Consider the following 16,614-nt stretch of genomic DNA (forward strand, 5'->3'; position numbering starts at 1 on the left):
TCTTCCATGCCGGGCAGCGCACCCCGGGTCGCGCCGGCGGCGTCAGGGGATGAGTCGGTCGACAAGTTCGAACCGGTCGTACGGCTGGTTGTAGTCGCCGAAGTGCCCATCGTCGCGCACGATCTGGGTGCCGCCGAGCCGCTCGAACATGGTGCGCCCCTGTCGGTCGTCGCAGCCGTACGGATCCTTGCGCGAGTTGATGAAGTAGATGTCCCGCACGTGCGACCGGATCGCGGCCCAGTCGTAGCTCTGCTGGAGGACCGGCTCTTCCTCGGTGTTGGGCCGGGTGCAGTAGCCCGCGACCAGGATCGCCTGGGCGACTGTCACATCGACATGCTCCAGGAGCGCCAGCAGCAGGGCCGCGCCCCCCGAGTGGCCCACCAGGACCGTGTCCTCGTCGAAGCTGTGCCCGTCGAGCACCTTCGGCAGGAACGTCGCGATCGGCTCGACGTTGATGCCCGGGTGGTGCGGCACCTCGACGGTGTAGCCCCGGGCCCGGAGTCGCTCCGCCAGCCAGGGATACCAGCACACGTCCGGGTTGCCGCCGGTCCCGTGAAAGATGATCGCTCTGCGCCCCACCAGGCCCCCTCGTATCGACGTCTTGATCAAAGCACGTGATCCGAGAAGTGGGCACGACGAGTGGCCGGTACGCGGATCTGCCGATGAGCCGATCCGCGCCCGATGCGAGCCGGAGATGCGGTAGCTGGTCGAACGTCAGGGCGTGACGTCCACCAGTACCTTGCCAACCACGCCGGCCTCCACGGCTCGGTGAGCGTCGGCGGTGCGGTGCAGTGGGAAGCGGAGCAGTGGCAGGCCGTGCTCCTCGCCAACCGGCAGGGCGCCGTCACGGATCGCGGCGGCGACGTCCTCGACGGCTGCGGCGCGCGCCTGCGGGCCAGCCGTGTAGAGCACCAGGAACTGCAGGCGGGTGTTCAACACCATGTTCTGGCCCACGTTCAGCTCGACCGCCCGTCCGCCCTCGTTGGCGTACGTCGCGATCGTGCCGCGGGCACGCAGCACGGCCAGGTCCAGGGTGAGGTTAGCGCCGAGCGCCACCTCGGCGACGATGTCGACGCCGTCGGGGGCGATCGCGCGGATGGCGGCGGCCGGGTCACCCTCGCGATAGTTGATCGTGTGGTGGGCGCCGGCCGAAGCGGCCAGCTTCGCCTTCTCCGGGCCGCTGACCGTGCCGATCACGGTGGCGCCTGCCCATCGGGCGAGTTGGATCACCGCGTGCCCGACCGCGCCGGCTCCGCCGGCGGCGAGCACCACCTTGCCATCGAGTGCACCGGGGTGCAGGCGGCGTGGTCCGTCCTCGGCGACGGTGAGGGCACGGTGTGCGGTCAGCGCGGGGACGCCGAGTGAGGCGCCGACGTCGAAACTGGCCTCGTCGGGCAGTGGCACAGCCTGATCGGCGGGTACGACGGTGAACTCGGCGGCGGTGCCGGTGGGCCGACCGGCGGCGGCCATGAACAGCCACACCCGCTGACCGACCCGACCCGGATCAACCCCGTCACCGACGGCGTCGATCACGCCGGCGCCGTCGAGGTGTGGGGTGATCTCGGAGAACAGCTTGCGGTGGGCGACGCCGGAGCGGGCCTGCCAGTCGGTCGGGTTGACCCCGGACACGGCGACCCGGACTCGGACTTCGCCGGCGTCGGGTGCGGTCAGGTCACGCTCGACGAGCTGGAGCACGTCGGGGCCGCCGTTGTCGCGGTAGACGATCGCTTTCATGACACATCCTATGTTCGATCTGCATCGTACTGTTCGAGCTGCGTCGAACAGTACGACGAGGGTCGTACTTTCCGCAACATCTGGCTAGGCTTCGTCTCGTGACCGAGGTGATCGAACCTTCCATCGAAACCGTGACGATCGACGTCGTGCTCAGCGCGCTCGCCGACCCGGTGCGGCTCACGCTGGTGCGTGCCCTCGACGCCGCTGGGGACTGGACGTGCGGCAGCGACGTCCTCAAGGGCAGCCGCTTCACCATCGGCAAATCGACGCTGTCGCACCACATCAAGGTTCTGCGCGATGCCGGACTGATCCGCACCCGCGTCGACGGCATTCGCCGGCTGGTCACGCTGCGCTACGACGACGTCGAACAACGCTTTCCCGGGCTGCTGAGCATGCTCCGCGAACACGCCCCTGCCCGTGCAGCCGAAGAGGCGCCCGCCTCAACCGCATGACGCAGACGAGCGAAAACAGAATCTCCGGCAGGAGTGATCCCGTTCGTCGCGATGCGTGCGTTGACGCCCCCGCGCCTCGCTCCTCTGCGGGAGTGAGACCCACCCAGGGAGGGAGGCGTCAGGGTGCTGCCGAGGCGATGGTGCTGGTATGCCCGCTCTCACCGATCGTCGCTGGGCGTACGGCGCCTTCGCATGGTTGATCTTCTTTGTGGTGTCGCACGTGATCCTGGTGTTCTTTCCCGGCGACGATCCGACCGGTGACGGCCCCTGGGACATGAGGGCCTACGTGATCTTCAACGTTGTGCTCATCTCGATGTCGGCCATCGGGGCAGCCGTCGTCCTGGCCACCGTCCGCCCGCCGGCTCGACATCTCCCTCGGTGGTTACTGCTGGCGCCGCTGTTGGGCGGCAGCGTGCTGCTCGTCATCCGGGGTGTTCCGGGGATGGCCGAGAATCTGCTGATGGTCACGGGCGTCCGTCGCGGTGGCTTCATGGGGGCCGCAGACATCTCCACGGGCGAGTTCTGGACCGGCATCGGAATCAACACCTACTTTTTCACCGGCGCGGTGTTGCTGGTGGGGACAACTGTTTCGTACAGCCGCCGATCAGCGGGAAGCGGTCCGAGGAGATCAGCCGACCAGGTTTGGTGAGCGGACGGCTCTGTCGCTCACAGTGGAAGGCCGAAGTGGCGGGCCAGCGAGGCGCGCAGGGTGTCGGAGTTTCCGGCGGACCAGGCGACGAAGCAGTCGGGGCGTACCAGCAACGCGGTCGCGGTCGTGCCCTCCAGCGCGCCGGTGACCACGTCGACCCGGTCTCGCCACGGCGCGGCGACTCCGGCGTAGGCACCCGTGGAGTCCAACAGCAGCGGCCGGGCGACGCGGGTCAGCTCGGCGAGGCGTAGCGCGCCGTGCTCGCTGTGCACGACCACGTCGGGGGCGAAGCGGCCGGCCAACGGGTCGGCCGGATCCGCGGGATAGTAGATGTCCGCGCCGGACATCAGCGCTGCGATGTGCCCTGTCACCTCCGGCTTGCGCAGCAGCTCGGCGAAGAGTTGCCGAAGGCCGGTGATCTCGTCGCCGGGGCCGATGAGCGCCGACTGTGCCTGGGTGGACATGACGACCCGTTCGGCGACGGGGCGGCGCTCGGTCTCGTACGTGTCGAGCAGACCCTGCGGTGCCCAGCCGCGCACCGTGGCGGCAAGCTTCCAACCCAGGTTGACGGCGTCCTGGAGGCCCAGGTTGAGGCCGGGGCCACCGATCGCGGGGTGCACGTGCGCGGCGTCGCCGACCAACAGCACTCGGTCGGCGCGGTAGCGGTCGGCGATGCGGGTGTTGCCGCCGGTCAGCCGCCGCAACAGTCCGGGGCCCTCTGGCGCGCCGAAGGGGATGTCCACGCCGAGCACCCGCGTGACGCTGGCGCGTAGCTCTGCCAGGTCCATCGGGGTCTCGTCGCTGGTCGGAGCGTCGGGCCACTCCGTCGTGCTCAGGATCGCCGGACGGCCGGGGAACGGAGCCCAGGCGATCAGGCCACGCGCGGTGCGGGTGTGTTGGAACGGCGGGACGACGCCGTAACCGGGCGCACGAAGGCCGCCGGTGTCGGGGTCTAGGGACGACGCGGGGACGCTCACCGTGGCGGTACGGGAGATGGACCGGTCGAAGGTGGCGCCGGGAAAGCCGATGCCGGCGAGGCGGCGCACTGCGCTGCGGCCCCCGTCGGCACCGACGAGGAAGCGGGAGGTGAGCTGCGTACCGTCGGCAAGGCAGACCTCGACCGCGTCGGGCCGTTGGCGGAGGTCGACGACCTCATGGCCGCGGCGGAGGTCGACTCCGAGCTCGACGGCCCGATCGGCGAGGGCGGCCTCGAGCTGGGCTTGCGGCACGCCGAGCACGTAGTGCGGGTTCTCCGCGACCATCGTGAGATCCAGTGGGAACGCGCCGAAGACGAAGGCCGGCTGGGGCGACGGTGGGGTGCTCTCGCCGCTGAGCCGCCCGTAGAGCCCGCGCCGGTCGAGCAGGCGGACGACCTGGCCGACGAGGCCGTTGGCGCGGGGCTCGCCGGTGGGCGCGGCGTGGCGTTCGAGGACGACGGGGTGTACGCCGGCGAGGGCCAGCTCGCAGGCGAGCATGAGGCCGTTGGGGCCGGCTCCGACGATGAGGACATCGATCATGATGGTGATCCCTTCGGGGTGTGCGTCATCGCCACGGCAGGCGCGGCACGCGGCCGGCCCGCCGCGGAGGTACGACGCGGCTGAAAGGCGTGGATGAGGTTGTGCGGTGAGTGAGGGCCGGGGCTTCAGCGGGGCGGCGGGAGCCCGGCGGCGACCTGGGCGAAGGCGTCGGTGATCAGGCGCTCGATCGGGGTGGGCGGGTCGGTGCTGTCGAGATAGTGCTGCATGGCGACGGTGACGGCGGCGCTGGCGGCGGCCGCGACGAGCCTCGGATACATGTCGGTGGCGAGGTCGGTGCCGGTGCGCTCGGCGACCGCGGCGGCAAGCTCGGCCTCGGCGACCGCGACGGCGCGCAGCCGCTCGCCCTGCAGCGCGGGCTCGGCGAGCATGGTGCGCACACCGGCCACCCACTGGGCGTGTGCGGGGGAGGGCATCGCCTCGACCTCGGGGCCGGGCGTGAACTGCTCCAGCGCTGCCTGGGTGAGCGCCGCCCAGAGCGGCTCGTCGGCGGGGCGTTCGCGCAGCGCGGCGGCTGTGCGCAGGCTGCGGTCGAGGTGGCGGGAGGCGATCGCCTCGGCCTTGCTGGAGAAGTAGTTGTTGAAGGTGCGCGGGGAGACACCGGCCGCCTCGGCGATGTCCTCGACGCGGACGTTGTCGTAGCCGCGCTCGACGGCGAGGTGGATGGCGGCCCAGCCGAGCGCCGCCCGCGTCTCGGCCTTCTTGCGCTCCCGAAGCCCCGTCATGCCACCACGCTAGCACTTCTTGCGTGACACGCAAACATGCGGGTCACGCAGAAATGCCGATAGGAACTGCCGTTCATGCTGCGGGAACGCCCGTGGTCCCGGGTGTCCGGTCCACGTGAAGGTGGCACTAATCGTCGCGCGTGAGCAGTTGCGGTGCCAACTAGGTGCGGACGGCGGAAGCGTCTCCGTCCAGGTTTAGTTGGCACCTTCTTGCCGGCGGTGTGCAAAGAGGACCGCTCCTGGAAGGCTCTCGTCGAGGCCGAGCAGCATCTGGGCCTTGACCGTGAATCCGGCATCGCGCAGCCAGGTCGCCATCCGGTCCGGCTGACGGCGGTGCACGTAGACCTTCATCGGATGACCGCCGTAGCCTTCCGTCTTCAGCCGTGACTCATCTCCGACGTGAAAGCCGAGCAACAGAGGTCCATCGGGACGCAGCACCCGCCGAAAGTGGCTAAGAACCGCCGGGATCTCGTCGTCGGGGATGTGGATCAACGACCAGAAGGCGAGCAGGGCAGTGATCGATGCGTCAGCGAGTTGTAGGTCCGTCATCGAACCCACCTCGAACCGCAGGTCGGGGTGCTCCCGCCGAGCGATGTCGATCATCGCGGGTGACAAATCGACGCCGAAGGCATCGATGCCCAGCTTATGCAGGTGGGCAGTGACATGGCCTGGTCCGCAGCCCACGTCCGCCACCGGGCCACCGCCGGCGGCGTGGACCAGATCGGCGAACAACGCCAAGGCCGCGAGCAGATAGGGCTCCCCAGCCAAAGCCACCCGTGTGTAGTCGGAGTAACTGTCGGCGACCGTGTCGTAGGAGATCCGGATGTCTGCCAGCCAGTCGTCCGCTCGCCTGCTCCGTGACCCAGAAGTGCCGCCGCCTTCCAACCGCGTTCCGGTATCCGTCATCGTTCGGCTCCTCCTCGTGAACTGGTGCGGACGCGTAGGTCTCGGAAGCCGCGCACGCTACCAGTTTCCAAGCCAACTTCGGTGAACCGAGCACCCACCTTCGAGGTTTGACACCGCCCTGGCCGTCACCAGCTACAGCGAGACAGACGCCAGATGTCGGAGACCGGAGACCAGTGCCAACACAATCCGGACGGCGCCACCACTGGTGCCAACAACCGTGGACGGTGCCAGCTTCAAGTGGACCGGACACCGGGCACCCTGATCGTGGCCGGCCTTCGCGGACTGACCACGACCCGGATACCGAGCTGGTCGTGGCCCCGCCAACCAGCCCTTAGTGCTCCAACGTCACTTGGTTCGTGGGCAGTCGAAGCCGCATAGCTGGATAGGTGGTGCGGCCGAAGCCAAGCGAGCGATAGAGCGGTTCGCCACTCGGGGACGCGCGCAGGTCCACAGTCCGGATTCCGCGGTCGCGGTACCAGTCGAGCAGTGCCCTCACACACAGTCGGGAGTAGCCGCGTCGCCGCTGGTCCGGATCAGTCACCACGTTGAAGATGTATCCGCTCTCGCTCGTTGGATCGTCTGGCCCGCCGAGCCGGCAGTCGACAGCACCAACCGCGCACGCAGCCAATGCGCCGGACCGGTCAGCACGGTCGACAACGAAGGCAACCATTGTCGGGTCCGGAGCGGCGAGCCGGATCTGAAGAACCTCGAACGCCACTCGCCGCCATTCGTCAGTGGCCGGCTCGGGAGAGGCGCCATCCTCGAGGAACACCCCACGTAGGCGAACCAGCTCCGCTGCATCTGCCACCGTCGCCCTGCGTACCTCACCCATGGCCTGGGAGGTTAGTCACCACTCGTCCCAGCGATGTGCTGCACCTGCTGTCGAGACGGGGGACAGTAACCAACCTCGGCTTGACCGTCGGCCACACTTACGGCGTGACGACGACGATCGTGCCCATCGGCTGCGCCCATCCGGCTTTCGATCAGGTAGCTGCTCTGTTTGACGACTATCGCGTGCACTACGGCCAACCGTCATCCCCTGAGATCACACGCACCTGGCTGCACGACCAGCTCGCGCAACACCGGCTCTCCGCCGCTGCCGCCATCCGAGCCGATGACGTCTGTGGCTTCATCACGGCCATGATCATGCCGGCGTCGCTCACGCTGGGCACCGCATGGTCGATCCGCGACCTCTACGTGGCCCCGCGCCATCGCCGTAGCGGCATCGCGAACGCCCTCCTGGAGCACACCATCCACAACGCGCGTTCCGCTGGCGCGCGTCGTGTGTCACTCCAGACCGAGACCGACAACGCTCCGGCTCTGAGGCTCTATACCGAGGTCGGCTTCCAGCCCGTTACCGGCCTGGAACTGCTCAACCGCAGCTTCGATCTCACCGACCAGGATCCAGGAGACACGGCCTAGCGGGCATTCTCGAACCTTCCAGCACGCTCCTGCCGCTGACCGCGGTCGTGCTGCGATGCGCGAGCACCGGCCCGTATGGTGGCGCGATGATCACTTGCGTCGTGCACTACACCATCGACCCCGCGCAGATCGAGGCCTTCGAGCGCTTCGCTCGTGAGTGGATGCGGCTGGTGGCCGCGCACGGTGGCGTGCACCACGGCTATTTCCTGCCCGCCGAGGGAGCCAGCGACAAGGCGGAGGCGCTGTTCAGTTTCGAGAGCCTGGCAGCCTACGAGCGTTACCGTGCGCGGTTCGGTAATGACCCGGAGTTCGTCGCGGCGGACAGCATCCGCAACGACTCGGGTTGTGTCGTGCGGTACGAGCGGACCTTCATGCGACCGCTCCTGCCGACCGACTGAGCCCGGCCGGTCCTACTGCTGCGCGTCGAGGTCGCGTGTCGCGTAGCGAAGGTGCTCCCACTCCTCGTCGAAGATCACCTGGAGGCAGTGCAGGACCGGCCGCTCGTGCGCGGGTGACCACGGGGTCGGCCGAGGCTCGGCGAGCAGCCCCGGTGTGACGGTCGCGAGGAAGCCGCGCACCATCGCCTGCCGCTCGGCACGCAGGTCGAGCACCTCGGCGAAGCTCGGATGCCGCGTAGCAAAGACCGACATGTCGAATCCATCCGTCTCGTACTCGGTGTATGGCTGCCCGAGCGGATGGAAGGGTTGCGGCAGGCGCAGGATCGCCTTGCCGAGCCATGCGTCCGTGGCGAACGCGAGGTGGCGCAGGGTCTGCGCGAACGACCACTCGCCACCGATCGAGGCCTCGGCGGTGCTCTGCGGCATGGACTCCACCCGGTCGACGGCCGCCGACCAGGCCCGTTCGAGTGCCGCCCACGCCACGCGCAGGCCCTCGGGATCGCCGGCATCCTTCAGCTCGCGGCCGGGAAACCGTCGGTTGAGCTCGGCCTCGACGAGCGGCACCACGTCGACACCGTTGATCAGCAGCGTGCCGTCCGCCAGCCACGGCGCATCGATGTCGAGCCCGCTGACATCGACGCCGCGCATGACCGCGCCGGCCAACGTCGACCTGTTGAACCGTGCGCCTCGTAGGTCCCTGTCGACGAACGTGGTGGTGTCGCCCTGTGTCATGACAGCCTCCGTCTCGATGGCGTTCGCGGCGATGCTAGCGGGCCGGTCCGACAGAGCCCGCCGCCCGATGTCCGGCGACGCGGGCTCCCGTGCAGCGCCGGCGGGCACCGACCCAGGGGGCGCCGAGCGCGGGAACATGCTCGCGGCGATGGCGACCGGTACCGCTGGCGAGGATTGCCGCGAGCATATGGACCGCCACCGGGAACGCCCTCACGCGCTCCGCTCACCGGTCACGCGCGTCCGCGGCAGCCGCCCGGCGCGGGACTCGCCGGAGAGGGCGTCGCCGTGAACGATGACGTCGTACGCCAGGTTGAGCCGCAGTGGTCTGGTGATGCTCTGCCGCCAGGTGACGCGCTGCCCGGTTGGGTCCTCGTGGACCACGATGTCGGTGAGGGGCGTGGTCTCGCCAGCGCCGGTCGCGCTGCCGTGGATCACGCCATCCTGTTCCTCGAAGTGGTAGGCGGCCTCGATGGTGCCGACGGGTGTCTTCATGCGGAGCAGCCAGGTGCCGACAATGGTGTTCATCTGCTTCGTGACTTTCCTTCTTCGAGGGGCGGGGCAGGTCAGGCCGCGTGCTGACCTGTGGTCTTCCAGGTGGTGCCGCGACGCTCGTACTCGAACAGCTCCTCGACCGCGTGCGCGGCCTGCGAACCGAAGTCCCGTTCGAGCAGGTAGAGGGCTACGTCGAGACCCGACGTCACGCCGCCGCCGCTGACCAGGCCGCCGTCGTCGACCACGCGCGCGCGGACGGCGTGCACGCCGGTGGCGTCGAGCATGTCGATGCCGAGCACATGCGTGGTCGCGGTGCGACCTTCGAGGAGACCGGCCATCGCGAGGGCGAGTGATCCCCCGCAGAAGGCCGCGACGGTGATCTTCGGGTTGTCGAGCGCGCGGCGGATGAGGGGCATCGCGTCGCTCTGCGCGAACCGACCCAGGAGTACGGGGATCGTCTCGTCTCCGGCGTCCGGGTCCCCGTCGACGGGGCCGACCGCACCCGGGACGACCACGTAGCCGGGTACGTCCGGATCGAGCCTGGCGGTGGCCGTCAGGGTGATCTGGGAGTTGCCGGCTCGTACGACGCCGGGACCGCTCGCGCTGACGAACTCCACGGCGAGCGCGCCACCGAGGAACTGACTGCCGGCGGTGAGCACCTCGAACGGGGCGATGACATCAAGGGGATCGAAGCCGTCGAAGAGCACGATCTGGACGTGGACCTGTGTCATTGAGGATCTCTTCCGGTGAGCGTTTCCTCCTATGTTTGCGCCGCGCCGGACCGCGTTGCCATGGCTATCAAGACAGATAGCTCCTGGATCTGGCCAATCGCGAAGTGCCCTATCCTGCGGGGGTGTACACCGTCGTCGTGCTTGCGCTCCCCGATGTGATTGCCTTCGATCTGGCCACCCCGATCGAAACCTTCGGACGCGTGCGCCTACCGGACGGCCGCCCGGGATACCGGGTCGTCGTCGCCGGTCACGAACCGTCCGTCCAGGCCGGTCCGGTGCGCCTGGCCGTCGATGAGGGGCTGGACGCGATCGAGCGGGCCGACCTCGTCGTGGTGCCAGGGAGGAACGACCCGTTGCAACCGTCGCCGCCCGCTGTTCTCGCGGCACTGCGGGCCGGAGCCCACCGTGGGACGCGAATCGCCTCGATCTGTGTCGGCGCGTTCACGCTGGCCGAAGCGGGCCTGCTCGACGGTCGAGACGCGACGACCCACTGGCTCGCCGCTGACGAACTCGCACGAAGGCATCCCGCTGTCCGGCTGAACCCGGATGTGCTCTACACGGACAACGGAAGCATCCTGACGTCCGCTGGCGCCTCGTCCGGTCTCGACCTGTGCCTGCACATCGTCCAGCGCGACTACGGGGTGGCCGTCGCGGCGGACGCCGCCCGCCTCGCCGTCGCGCCGCTGCACCGCCCCGGAGGGCAGGCGCAGTACATCGTTCGGAACCGGGCAACGCACCGGACGTCGACGCTGCAACGAGCGCTCTCGTGGATCGAGGCGAACGCGTACCGTGACCTGACCCTCGCGGACATCGCCGCCGCTGCCGGCATGAGCGTGCGCACGCTGACCCGCCGATTCAAGGACGAGACCGGGCAGAGCCCCATGCAGTGGGTGTCGGGGGTGCGCATCCGCCACGCGCAGGACCTGCTGGAGACCACGGACCACACCGTCGACCGGATCGCTGCCCAGACTGGCTTTCCGACGACCAGCAACTTCCGGTTCCAGTTCGGACAACTCCTCGGCGTCACGCCCGGGGCGTACCGGAGGGTCTTCCGTCCGCAACCGTCACCGGGTGTTGCCAGGGATCTCCCGAGCCGCCGGCGGTGAGGTGCTGCTCGTAGCTGGACACCTTGACGTCGACGAGCTCGAGGCAGTCGCTCAGCCGCGCCAACTGCTCGGTGATGTGGCGCCGGTGTTCCCGCAGCAGATCGAGCCGTTCGGCCTCGTTGCCGCTGCCTTCGCGGACGAGCTGGGCCAGGCGGCTGATCGTCGTGAGCGGCATGCCGGAAGCGCGGAACTTCACGCAGTTCGCCAGCCACTCGACATCCCAGGCGCTGTAGACACGCCTGCCGGACCCGTCCCGCCGCACGTCACCGGCCAGCAGGCCCGCACGCTCGTAGAGCCGCAGAGTGTGCACGCTCAAGCCGGTGCGCTGCGCCACCTGCCCGATACTCAGGTCCCCGTCCGCCATGGCGTCGACCGTAGCCATTGACCTAGACCTCGGTCTAGCACCTAGCGTCCGCGACATGACAAGCCACACGACCCACACCATGTTCGGCGCCCACAGCACCACCGCGGATGTCCTCGCCGGCATCGACCTGACCGGCAGGACCGCCGTCGTCACGGGTGGCTACTCCGGCCTCGGACTCGCCACGACCCGGGCGTTCGCCCAAGCCGGGGCTCGGGTCGTCGTCCCCGCCCTCCGGCCGGACGCGGCGCAACGTGCGCTCGCCGGCGTACCCGGGGTCGAGGTCGATCAACTCGACCTTGCCGACCTCGGCTCCGTCCGCGCGTTCGCCGAACGGTTCCTTCGCAGCCATTCCGCCCTCGACATCCTGATCGCGAACGCCGGGATCATGGCCTGCCCGGAGACACGGACAGGACCCGGCTGGGAAGCGCACCTCGCGATCAACCACCTCGGCCACTACGCGTTGGTGAACCTCCTGTGGCCCGCGCTCACCGCCGCCGGCACGGCTCGTGTCGTCTCGGTCGCCTCCGGGCGCAACCCGACGTGGCGTATCCGCTGGGACGACGTGCAGTTCGAGCGCGGGTACGACAAGTGGGAGGCGTACACCCAGTCCAAACTCGCGAATGTGCTGTTCGCCCGCCACCTCGACCTGCTCGGCAGAGGGCAGCGCGTCCGCGCCTTCTCGGTCAACCCCGGCTGGGTCCGCACGCCCCTGCAACGACACCTCGCGGTCGAGGAGATGGTCGCCGCCGGCTGGATCGACGCGGACGGAACTCCGACGCCGGGGCTGTTCAAGACCGTCGAGCAAGGCGCGGCGACCCAGGTCTGGGCCGCCACGTCACCTCAACTCGACGTGAACGGCGGCGACTACTGCGTGGACTGCCAGCGCACCGACGGCAGCCCCACAGACGACAGTGAGGCAGCCCGACTCTGGGCGCTGTCGGCCGACCTGACCGGCCTCGACGTCATCGGATAGCCCTCACGCTCGCGCTCGTCCGCCGTCCTCGGCAATGTCAGGCCTGGGCAGCGGCCGGCGGCGTAGCTCGCGCAACACGCCGTGCCGGTGCGCGGCCCACGCGAGGCGTCGGACGCTCGGGTGTCTGACGAACAGCACCGTCGCCCGACGGATCAAGCCGAACCGGTTGTCGCTGACCTGGTTGTCGATCGCCTGCCAGATCAGCTCGCGCGCCTTGGCGCTGTCCAGGACCGCCCGCACCTCACGTCGCACCGCGGGATCCTCGGCCGCCGAGGCGATGGCAGCGGCCTGACCCGGCCGGTCCGCGAGCGGCTCCACCACCGCCGCGACGAGCGGCCGGCGCACCTCGTCCCGCTCCAGCAGCAGCAACACCGCTTCCCGGATCTCGACAGTGTCCAAGCTGGACCGCAGCAGGCTCAACAGGCTGCTCTCCACCTCGCGATCCTGATCCGCGACGGACAGCGTGGCCAGCAGCACCGACACCTCGTCGAGATCGATGAGGTGTCGCAGCCCGCTGCGGAACTCCGGCAGCCCCCACGCGACCTGCAGAGCCTTCACGAGATTGCGGTTCATGAGCCACCCGCTACCCGGAAGCGACAGCCGGCGAAACCCCGAGGCCGGCCGGGATTGATCAGCTGAGGCTTCTACAGCGTGGATGCCTGCTGCTCGGACATCGTCACCTCACCGGGTTGCCGGCGCGGTAGACGGCGAGCGGGCGGCGCAGTGCGCTGATGTCGCTCGTCGGGTCGCCGTCCACGACCAGCAGGTCAGCCTCGAACCCGGGTCGGACGCGGCCCTGGCGCCGCCCCAGGCCACACACCTCGGCACCCACCGAGGTGGCCGCGGTGAGGGCGGCGGCGGCGGGAATGCCGCAGGCGACGTACTCGACCAGCGTCTCTGGCAGGATCCCGTGCGGCTTCGCGGGGCCGAGACCCGCGTCCGAACCGGCCACCAGGCGGACCCCGGCCCGGTGCAGGGTGGCGGCGCCGTCGCGCAGCGTTGCCGCACTGAGCCCGGCCCGCGCCGCCATCGCCACCACCTCCGGCGGCGTGACCACGGCCGGGTCGGTGCCGAGCGTGGCACAGACCGCCACCCCGGACGCGGCCAGGCGGTCCGCGACCTCGTCGGGGACGTGGGCGCCGGCCGCGGTCACGCACGTGCAGTGCTCGATGCCGTCGACACCGACGCGCAGCGCCTGCTCGACGGCGTTGAGCGCGTGCGCGTGCACTGTCACCGGCAGGTCCAGATCGTGCGCCCGGGTCAGCGCGGCGGTCAGCTCCTGGTCGGTGAACTGCGGCCGGGTGGTGTCCGTGCCGGGGGTGAACACGCCGCCGCTGGCCATGACCTTCACCAGGTCGGCCCCGGCTGCCGCCTTCAGGCGTACGGCCTCGCGGATCCCGTCGACGCCGCTCACCTCGCCCCCCATCGACCAGCAGTGCCCGCCGACGGTGGTGACGGGGGCACCCGAGGCCACCACCGTGGGCAGGTCGTCGCGCACCTCCCGGGCCCGCCACCGGAGCACGGCACCGCGCCGGTCGCCCAGGTCCCGGACGGTCGTGACGCCAGCCGCCAGATGCGCGCGCAGTGACGCCTCGACAACCGCGTCGAGGTCCGTCTCGGGACGCTCGGCGAGCCGGCCGAGCGCGTCGGGACCGGCATCGGCGCACAGGTGTACGTGAGCGTCCACCAGCCCGGGCAGCACGGTGCCGTTCGGCTCCTCGCGCACGGGCCAGCCCTCCGGCGCCTCGACCCGGCCCCGCTGCACGTCGACGATGCGCCCACCGTCCAGCAGGACCAGCACCCCGCCGTCCACGAGTCGTTCGCCGTCGAACATCCGCGCCACCCGGATCGCACGTTTCGTCATCGACCCTCCCCGTTGATGTGAACCGCTCCGGTCAGGCTCTCATTCGGCGGCGACGGAATCCTGCTCGAACTCTGGCCCCTGCGACGGCGGCGGCAACCAGGGACGGTCACGGTCCTGACATCGCCGGCCCATCCAACGACGTCGGCGGGGCCCGGACGAAGCGGAATAGGCTTCAGCGATGACTGGTGTGCTCAGTGGTGCCCGAAGCCCGGTGAACCCCCTTCGCCAGCTCACGCTCGACCAGCTTCGGCAACGGACGAGCCTCAAGTGGCGGGAGTACCCCGACGACGTGCTGCCGCTCTGGGTGGCAGAGATGGACGTGCCGCTGGCCGAGCCGGTCGCGCGGGCGATCACCGACGCCGTCGCGCGCGGCGACACCGGCTACACCTCCGGTACGGCGTACCCGCAGGCGCTGGCGGAGTTCGCCCGGCGTCGGTGGGGTTGGGACGGGCTGGCAGTGGAACGCACCGCGCTGGTGCCCGACGTCATGCACGGCATCGTCGAAGTGCTGCGGCTGGTCACCGAGCCGGGGGACGCGGTGGTGGTCAACTGCCCGGTCTACCCACCGTTCTACGAGTTCGTGGCGCACGCCGACCGCCGGATCGTGGAGGCGCCACTCGGCCAGGACCTGCGGATCGACCTCGACACGCTGGAGGACGCGTTCCGGCAGGCTCGGGCCGGTGGGCGGCCGGCGGCGTACCTGCTGTGCAGCCCGCACAACCCGACCGGCGTCCTGCACACCGTGGACGAGTTGACCGCCGTCGCCCGTCTGGCCGAGCGGCACGGGGTGCGGGTGGTCGCCGACGAGATCCACGCGCCGGTGGTGGGTGGGGGAGCGCGCTTCGTGCCGTACCTCTCGGTGCCCGGCGCGGAGAACGGCCTGTCACTGATGTCCGCGTCCAAGGGGTGGAACCTGGCCGGTCTGCGCGGTGGTCTCCTGATCGCCGGCCCGGCGGCGGCCGGTGACCTCGCCCGAGTTCCGTTCGAGGCCAGCGTCAGCACCAGCCACCTCGGCGTGATCGCCCACACCGCCGCCTTCACCGACGGCGGCGAGTGGCTCGACGCCCTGCTGGCCGGCCTGGACGACAACCGTCGGCTCCTCTCCGCGCTGCTCGCCGAGCACCTGCCGGCCATCCGTTACCAGCCCGGTCAGGCCACCTATCTCGCCTGGCTCGACTGCCGTGCCCTGGGCCTCGGCGACGACCCCGCCGCGGTGTTCCTCGACCGGGGCCGGGTGGCGCTCAACTCCGGTCTGGCCTTCGGCACCGGCGGCAGCGGGCACGTCCGGTTGAATCTGGCCACCGCGCCGGAGCTGATCACCGAGGCGGTACGCCGGATGGCCGTCGCCGTCGCTCGCCCATAGGGGGACTCCGCGTGGTGCGGCCGGGCTCAGCGACCCTCGACCGCGGAAGCGACAGTGGCCGGGGCGTTCAGGGGCGCGAGCTGGTCCGCACCGAGCCCGTAGCGCTGGGCGAGGTACGCGGGGTCCTGCCAGGTGATCAGCGAGCCCGGCTGGCCGTCGTCGCGCACCATGAGCCGCATCGGCAGGTCGATGGCGATCTCGGGACGGGCCAGCATGAGCGGCGTGCCCGCCTGCGGGTTCCCAAAGATGATCACCTGCGTGTCGGGCATGCTCAACCCGACCTTTCGGGCGGCCGCCGCATGGTCGACCACCGCCACCACCGCAGCACCGACCCGTTGCGCCTCAGCCCGCAGCGCGGAGATCGTCTCTCCGACACCGTGAGCGCTCCGCCTGGTCATCAGTCCGTCGTTCACGGTCGAACCCCCGCTCACCGTGTCGCTGGGCGAATCCCTCTCATCCTGCTCGCAACCGGGCCGGTTCGCGGGGGTTTGCCGCCAACCCGCCGTCGGCACCGCGTCAGGCTCCGGTAACACCCGCGCTCCGCCGTACGAATAAGGGGTGTAACGGCTACGAGAGGACGGCCTGTGAATGACCCCAGCCCAGCGGAGGATGACATCTCCGGCGTCGGAGTCGACCCGGTGGCCTTCGCGGTCTTCTACCGGCGGCACGTGGAGGCGGTGGGCCGGTTCGTGGCACGGCGGGTCGACGACCCGCACCTCGCCGCCGACCTGACCGCCGACGTGTTCCTCGCGGTGATCGAGTCGGCAGCAGGTTACCGGCCGGACCGGGGCAGCCAGATCGGCTGGCTGTACGGGGTGGCCCGCAACGTCATCGGCGACGAGCGACGGCGGGCGGCCCAACGGCTGCGGGTGACCGGCCGGCTGGCCGGACGACGGGACCTGGGCCCCGACGACATTGCCCGCATCGAGGAGCGCATCGATGCCGAGTCGGCGGCCCGCCGTACCCATCGCGCGCTGAGCGAGCTGCCCGAGGACACCCGGACGCTTGTCGAACTGATCGCCGTGGACGGCCTCACCGTCGCGGACGCGGCGACCGCCCTCGGGATCTCGCCGGTCGCCGCCCGGGTCCGTCTGCATCGTGCCCGTCGCGTCGTCCGCGCTGTGCTCGCCCGCCCAGTCACCACCCTCGCCTGATGGAAGGAGATGGC

The 16,614-nt window shown here is 70.1% G+C and carries 21 protein-coding genes; 8 read left to right on the forward strand and 13 right to left on the reverse strand.

Going from position 1 to position 16,614, the window contains the following annotated elements; translation table 11 throughout:
* Nucleotides 1-42: 42 nt before the first annotated feature.
* Entirely contained in the window at nucleotides 43-579 is a 537-nt protein-coding gene (locus KBX34_RS24460; RefSeq protein WP_210927137.1) for an alpha/beta hydrolase, read from the reverse strand.
* A 135-nt stretch (nucleotides 580-714) separates the two neighbouring features.
* The gene (locus KBX34_RS24465) at nucleotides 715-1,734 is read right to left on the reverse strand and encodes an NADPH:quinone reductase (protein ID WP_141908986.1); all 1,020 of its coding nucleotides are present in this window, start codon (nucleotides 1,732-1,734) and stop codon (nucleotides 715-717) included.
* A 98-nt stretch (nucleotides 1,735-1,832) separates the two neighbouring features.
* Here KBX34_RS24465 and KBX34_RS24470 point away from each other — a divergent pair, with 98 nt between their 5' ends.
* Together KBX34_RS24470 and KBX34_RS24475 are read left to right on the forward strand one after the other, a co-directional pair.
* On the forward strand, nucleotides 1,833-2,186 hold the full coding sequence (locus tag KBX34_RS24470) for a helix-turn-helix domain-containing protein (protein WP_307871485.1): 354 nt from the start codon (nucleotides 1,833-1,835) through the stop codon (nucleotides 2,184-2,186).
* A gap of 148 nt (nucleotides 2,187-2,334) precedes the next feature.
* Nucleotides 2,335-2,835 carry a hypothetical protein gene (locus tag KBX34_RS24475; protein ID WP_210927139.1) on the forward strand — a complete coding sequence of 167 codons (501 nt, stop codon included), beginning with the start codon at nucleotides 2,335-2,337 and terminating at the stop codon, nucleotides 2,833-2,835.
* A 17-nt stretch (nucleotides 2,836-2,852) separates the two neighbouring features.
* On the opposite strand, the gene KBX34_RS24480 is transcribed toward KBX34_RS24475, so the two are convergent.
* From KBX34_RS24480 to KBX34_RS24495, 4 genes are all read right to left on the reverse strand, one after another.
* A complete protein-coding gene (locus tag KBX34_RS24480; protein WP_210927141.1) occupies nucleotides 2,853-4,352 on the reverse strand; it encodes an FAD-dependent monooxygenase in 1,500 nt (499 codons plus the stop codon).
* Nucleotides 4,353-4,477: 125 nt separating this feature from the next.
* Nucleotides 4,478-5,095, reverse strand: a complete 618-nt coding sequence (locus KBX34_RS24485) for a TetR family transcriptional regulator (protein WP_088947683.1) — start codon at nucleotides 5,093-5,095, stop codon at nucleotides 4,478-4,480.
* Between the two features lie 195 nt (nucleotides 5,096-5,290).
* Nucleotides 5,291-6,001: a class I SAM-dependent methyltransferase gene (locus KBX34_RS24490; RefSeq protein ID WP_210927143.1), complete on the reverse strand. Its 711-nt coding sequence runs from the start codon at nucleotides 5,999-6,001 to the stop codon at nucleotides 5,291-5,293.
* A gap of 331 nt (nucleotides 6,002-6,332) precedes the next feature.
* Nucleotides 6,333-6,833: a GNAT family N-acetyltransferase gene (locus KBX34_RS24495; RefSeq protein ID WP_210927145.1), complete on the reverse strand. Its 501-nt coding sequence runs from the start codon at nucleotides 6,831-6,833 to the stop codon at nucleotides 6,333-6,335.
* A 104-nt stretch (nucleotides 6,834-6,937) separates the two neighbouring features.
* On the opposite strand from KBX34_RS24495, the gene KBX34_RS24500 reads away from it, so the two are divergent.
* Both KBX34_RS24500 and KBX34_RS24505 read left to right on the forward strand, forming a co-directional pair.
* The gene (locus KBX34_RS24500; protein WP_185755273.1) at nucleotides 6,938-7,423 is read left to right on the forward strand and encodes an N-acetyltransferase; all 486 of its coding nucleotides are present in this window, start codon (nucleotides 6,938-6,940) and stop codon (nucleotides 7,421-7,423) included.
* Between the two features lie 86 nt (nucleotides 7,424-7,509).
* Nucleotides 7,510-7,821 carry an NIPSNAP family protein gene (locus KBX34_RS24505; protein WP_088951663.1) on the forward strand — a complete coding sequence of 104 codons (312 nt, stop codon included), beginning with the start codon at nucleotides 7,510-7,512 and terminating at the stop codon, nucleotides 7,819-7,821.
* A gap of 12 nt (nucleotides 7,822-7,833) precedes the next feature.
* Here KBX34_RS24505 and KBX34_RS24510 read toward each other — a convergent pair whose 3' ends face one another.
* From KBX34_RS24510 to KBX34_RS24520, 3 genes are all read right to left on the reverse strand, one after another.
* Entirely contained in the window at nucleotides 7,834-8,484 is a 651-nt protein-coding gene (locus tag KBX34_RS24510; RefSeq protein WP_210927147.1) for a DinB family protein, read from the reverse strand.
* Nucleotides 8,485-8,763: 279 nt separating this feature from the next.
* Nucleotides 8,764-9,078, reverse strand: coding sequence for a hypothetical protein (locus KBX34_RS24515; RefSeq protein WP_210927149.1), 315 nt, complete (start codon nucleotides 9,076-9,078; stop codon nucleotides 8,764-8,766).
* 38 nt (nucleotides 9,079-9,116) lie between these two features.
* Entirely contained in the window at nucleotides 9,117-9,776 is a 660-nt protein-coding gene (locus KBX34_RS24520) for a DJ-1/PfpI family protein (RefSeq protein WP_210927151.1), read from the reverse strand.
* A 104-nt stretch (nucleotides 9,777-9,880) separates the two neighbouring features.
* Between KBX34_RS24520 and KBX34_RS24525 the strand changes: the two genes are divergently transcribed.
* Nucleotides 9,881-10,882 (forward strand): GlxA family transcriptional regulator, encoded by a 1,002-nt coding sequence (locus tag KBX34_RS24525; protein WP_210927153.1) that lies wholly within the window; start codon nucleotides 9,881-9,883, stop codon nucleotides 10,880-10,882.
* Here KBX34_RS24525 and KBX34_RS24530 read toward each other — a convergent pair.
* Nucleotides 10,800-11,246, reverse strand: a complete 447-nt coding sequence (locus KBX34_RS24530; RefSeq protein WP_210927155.1) for a MerR family transcriptional regulator — start codon at nucleotides 11,244-11,246, stop codon at nucleotides 10,800-10,802. The genes KBX34_RS24525 and KBX34_RS24530 overlap by 83 nt on opposite strands.
* Nucleotides 11,247-11,301: 55 nt before the next feature.
* Between KBX34_RS24530 and KBX34_RS24535 the strand changes: the two genes are divergently transcribed.
* A complete protein-coding gene (locus KBX34_RS24535; RefSeq protein ID WP_210927157.1) occupies nucleotides 11,302-12,219 on the forward strand; it encodes an oxidoreductase in 918 nt (305 codons plus the stop codon).
* A gap of 3 nt (nucleotides 12,220-12,222) precedes the next feature.
* Here the strand turns inward: KBX34_RS24535 and KBX34_RS24540 are convergent, their stop codons facing one another.
* Complete coding sequence (locus KBX34_RS24540; protein ID WP_210927159.1) at nucleotides 12,223-12,792, reverse strand: hypothetical protein; 570 nt, start codon at nucleotides 12,790-12,792, stop codon at nucleotides 12,223-12,225.
* Nucleotides 12,793-12,895: 103 nt separating this feature from the next.
* Nucleotides 12,896-14,083 (reverse strand): amidohydrolase family protein, encoded by a 1,188-nt coding sequence (locus tag KBX34_RS24545; RefSeq protein ID WP_210927161.1) that lies wholly within the window; start codon nucleotides 14,081-14,083, stop codon nucleotides 12,896-12,898.
* 178 nt (nucleotides 14,084-14,261) lie between these two features.
* Here KBX34_RS24545 and KBX34_RS24550 point away from each other — a divergent pair, with 178 nt between their 5' ends.
* Nucleotides 14,262-15,446: a MalY/PatB family protein gene (locus KBX34_RS24550; protein ID WP_210927163.1), complete on the forward strand. Its 1,185-nt coding sequence runs from the start codon at nucleotides 14,262-14,264 to the stop codon at nucleotides 15,444-15,446.
* 26 nt (nucleotides 15,447-15,472) lie between these two features.
* Here the strand turns inward: KBX34_RS24550 and KBX34_RS24555 are convergent, their stop codons facing one another.
* Nucleotides 15,473-15,844 (reverse strand): DUF302 domain-containing protein, encoded by a 372-nt coding sequence (locus KBX34_RS24555; protein ID WP_141909001.1) that lies wholly within the window; start codon nucleotides 15,842-15,844, stop codon nucleotides 15,473-15,475.
* 186 nt (nucleotides 15,845-16,030) lie between these two features.
* On the opposite strand from KBX34_RS24555, the gene KBX34_RS24560 reads away from it, so the two are divergent.
* Nucleotides 16,031-16,600 carry an RNA polymerase sigma factor gene (locus KBX34_RS24560; protein WP_210927165.1) on the forward strand — a complete coding sequence of 190 codons (570 nt, stop codon included), beginning with the start codon at nucleotides 16,031-16,033 and terminating at the stop codon, nucleotides 16,598-16,600.
* Nucleotides 16,601-16,614: the final 14 nt, after the last annotated feature.

Origin of the sequence: Micromonospora sp. M61 (assembly GCF_018070245.1) — a bacterium.
In the GTDB taxonomy this organism is placed as follows: Bacteria; Actinomycetota; Actinomycetes; order Mycobacteriales; family Micromonosporaceae; genus Micromonospora; species Micromonospora zamorensis.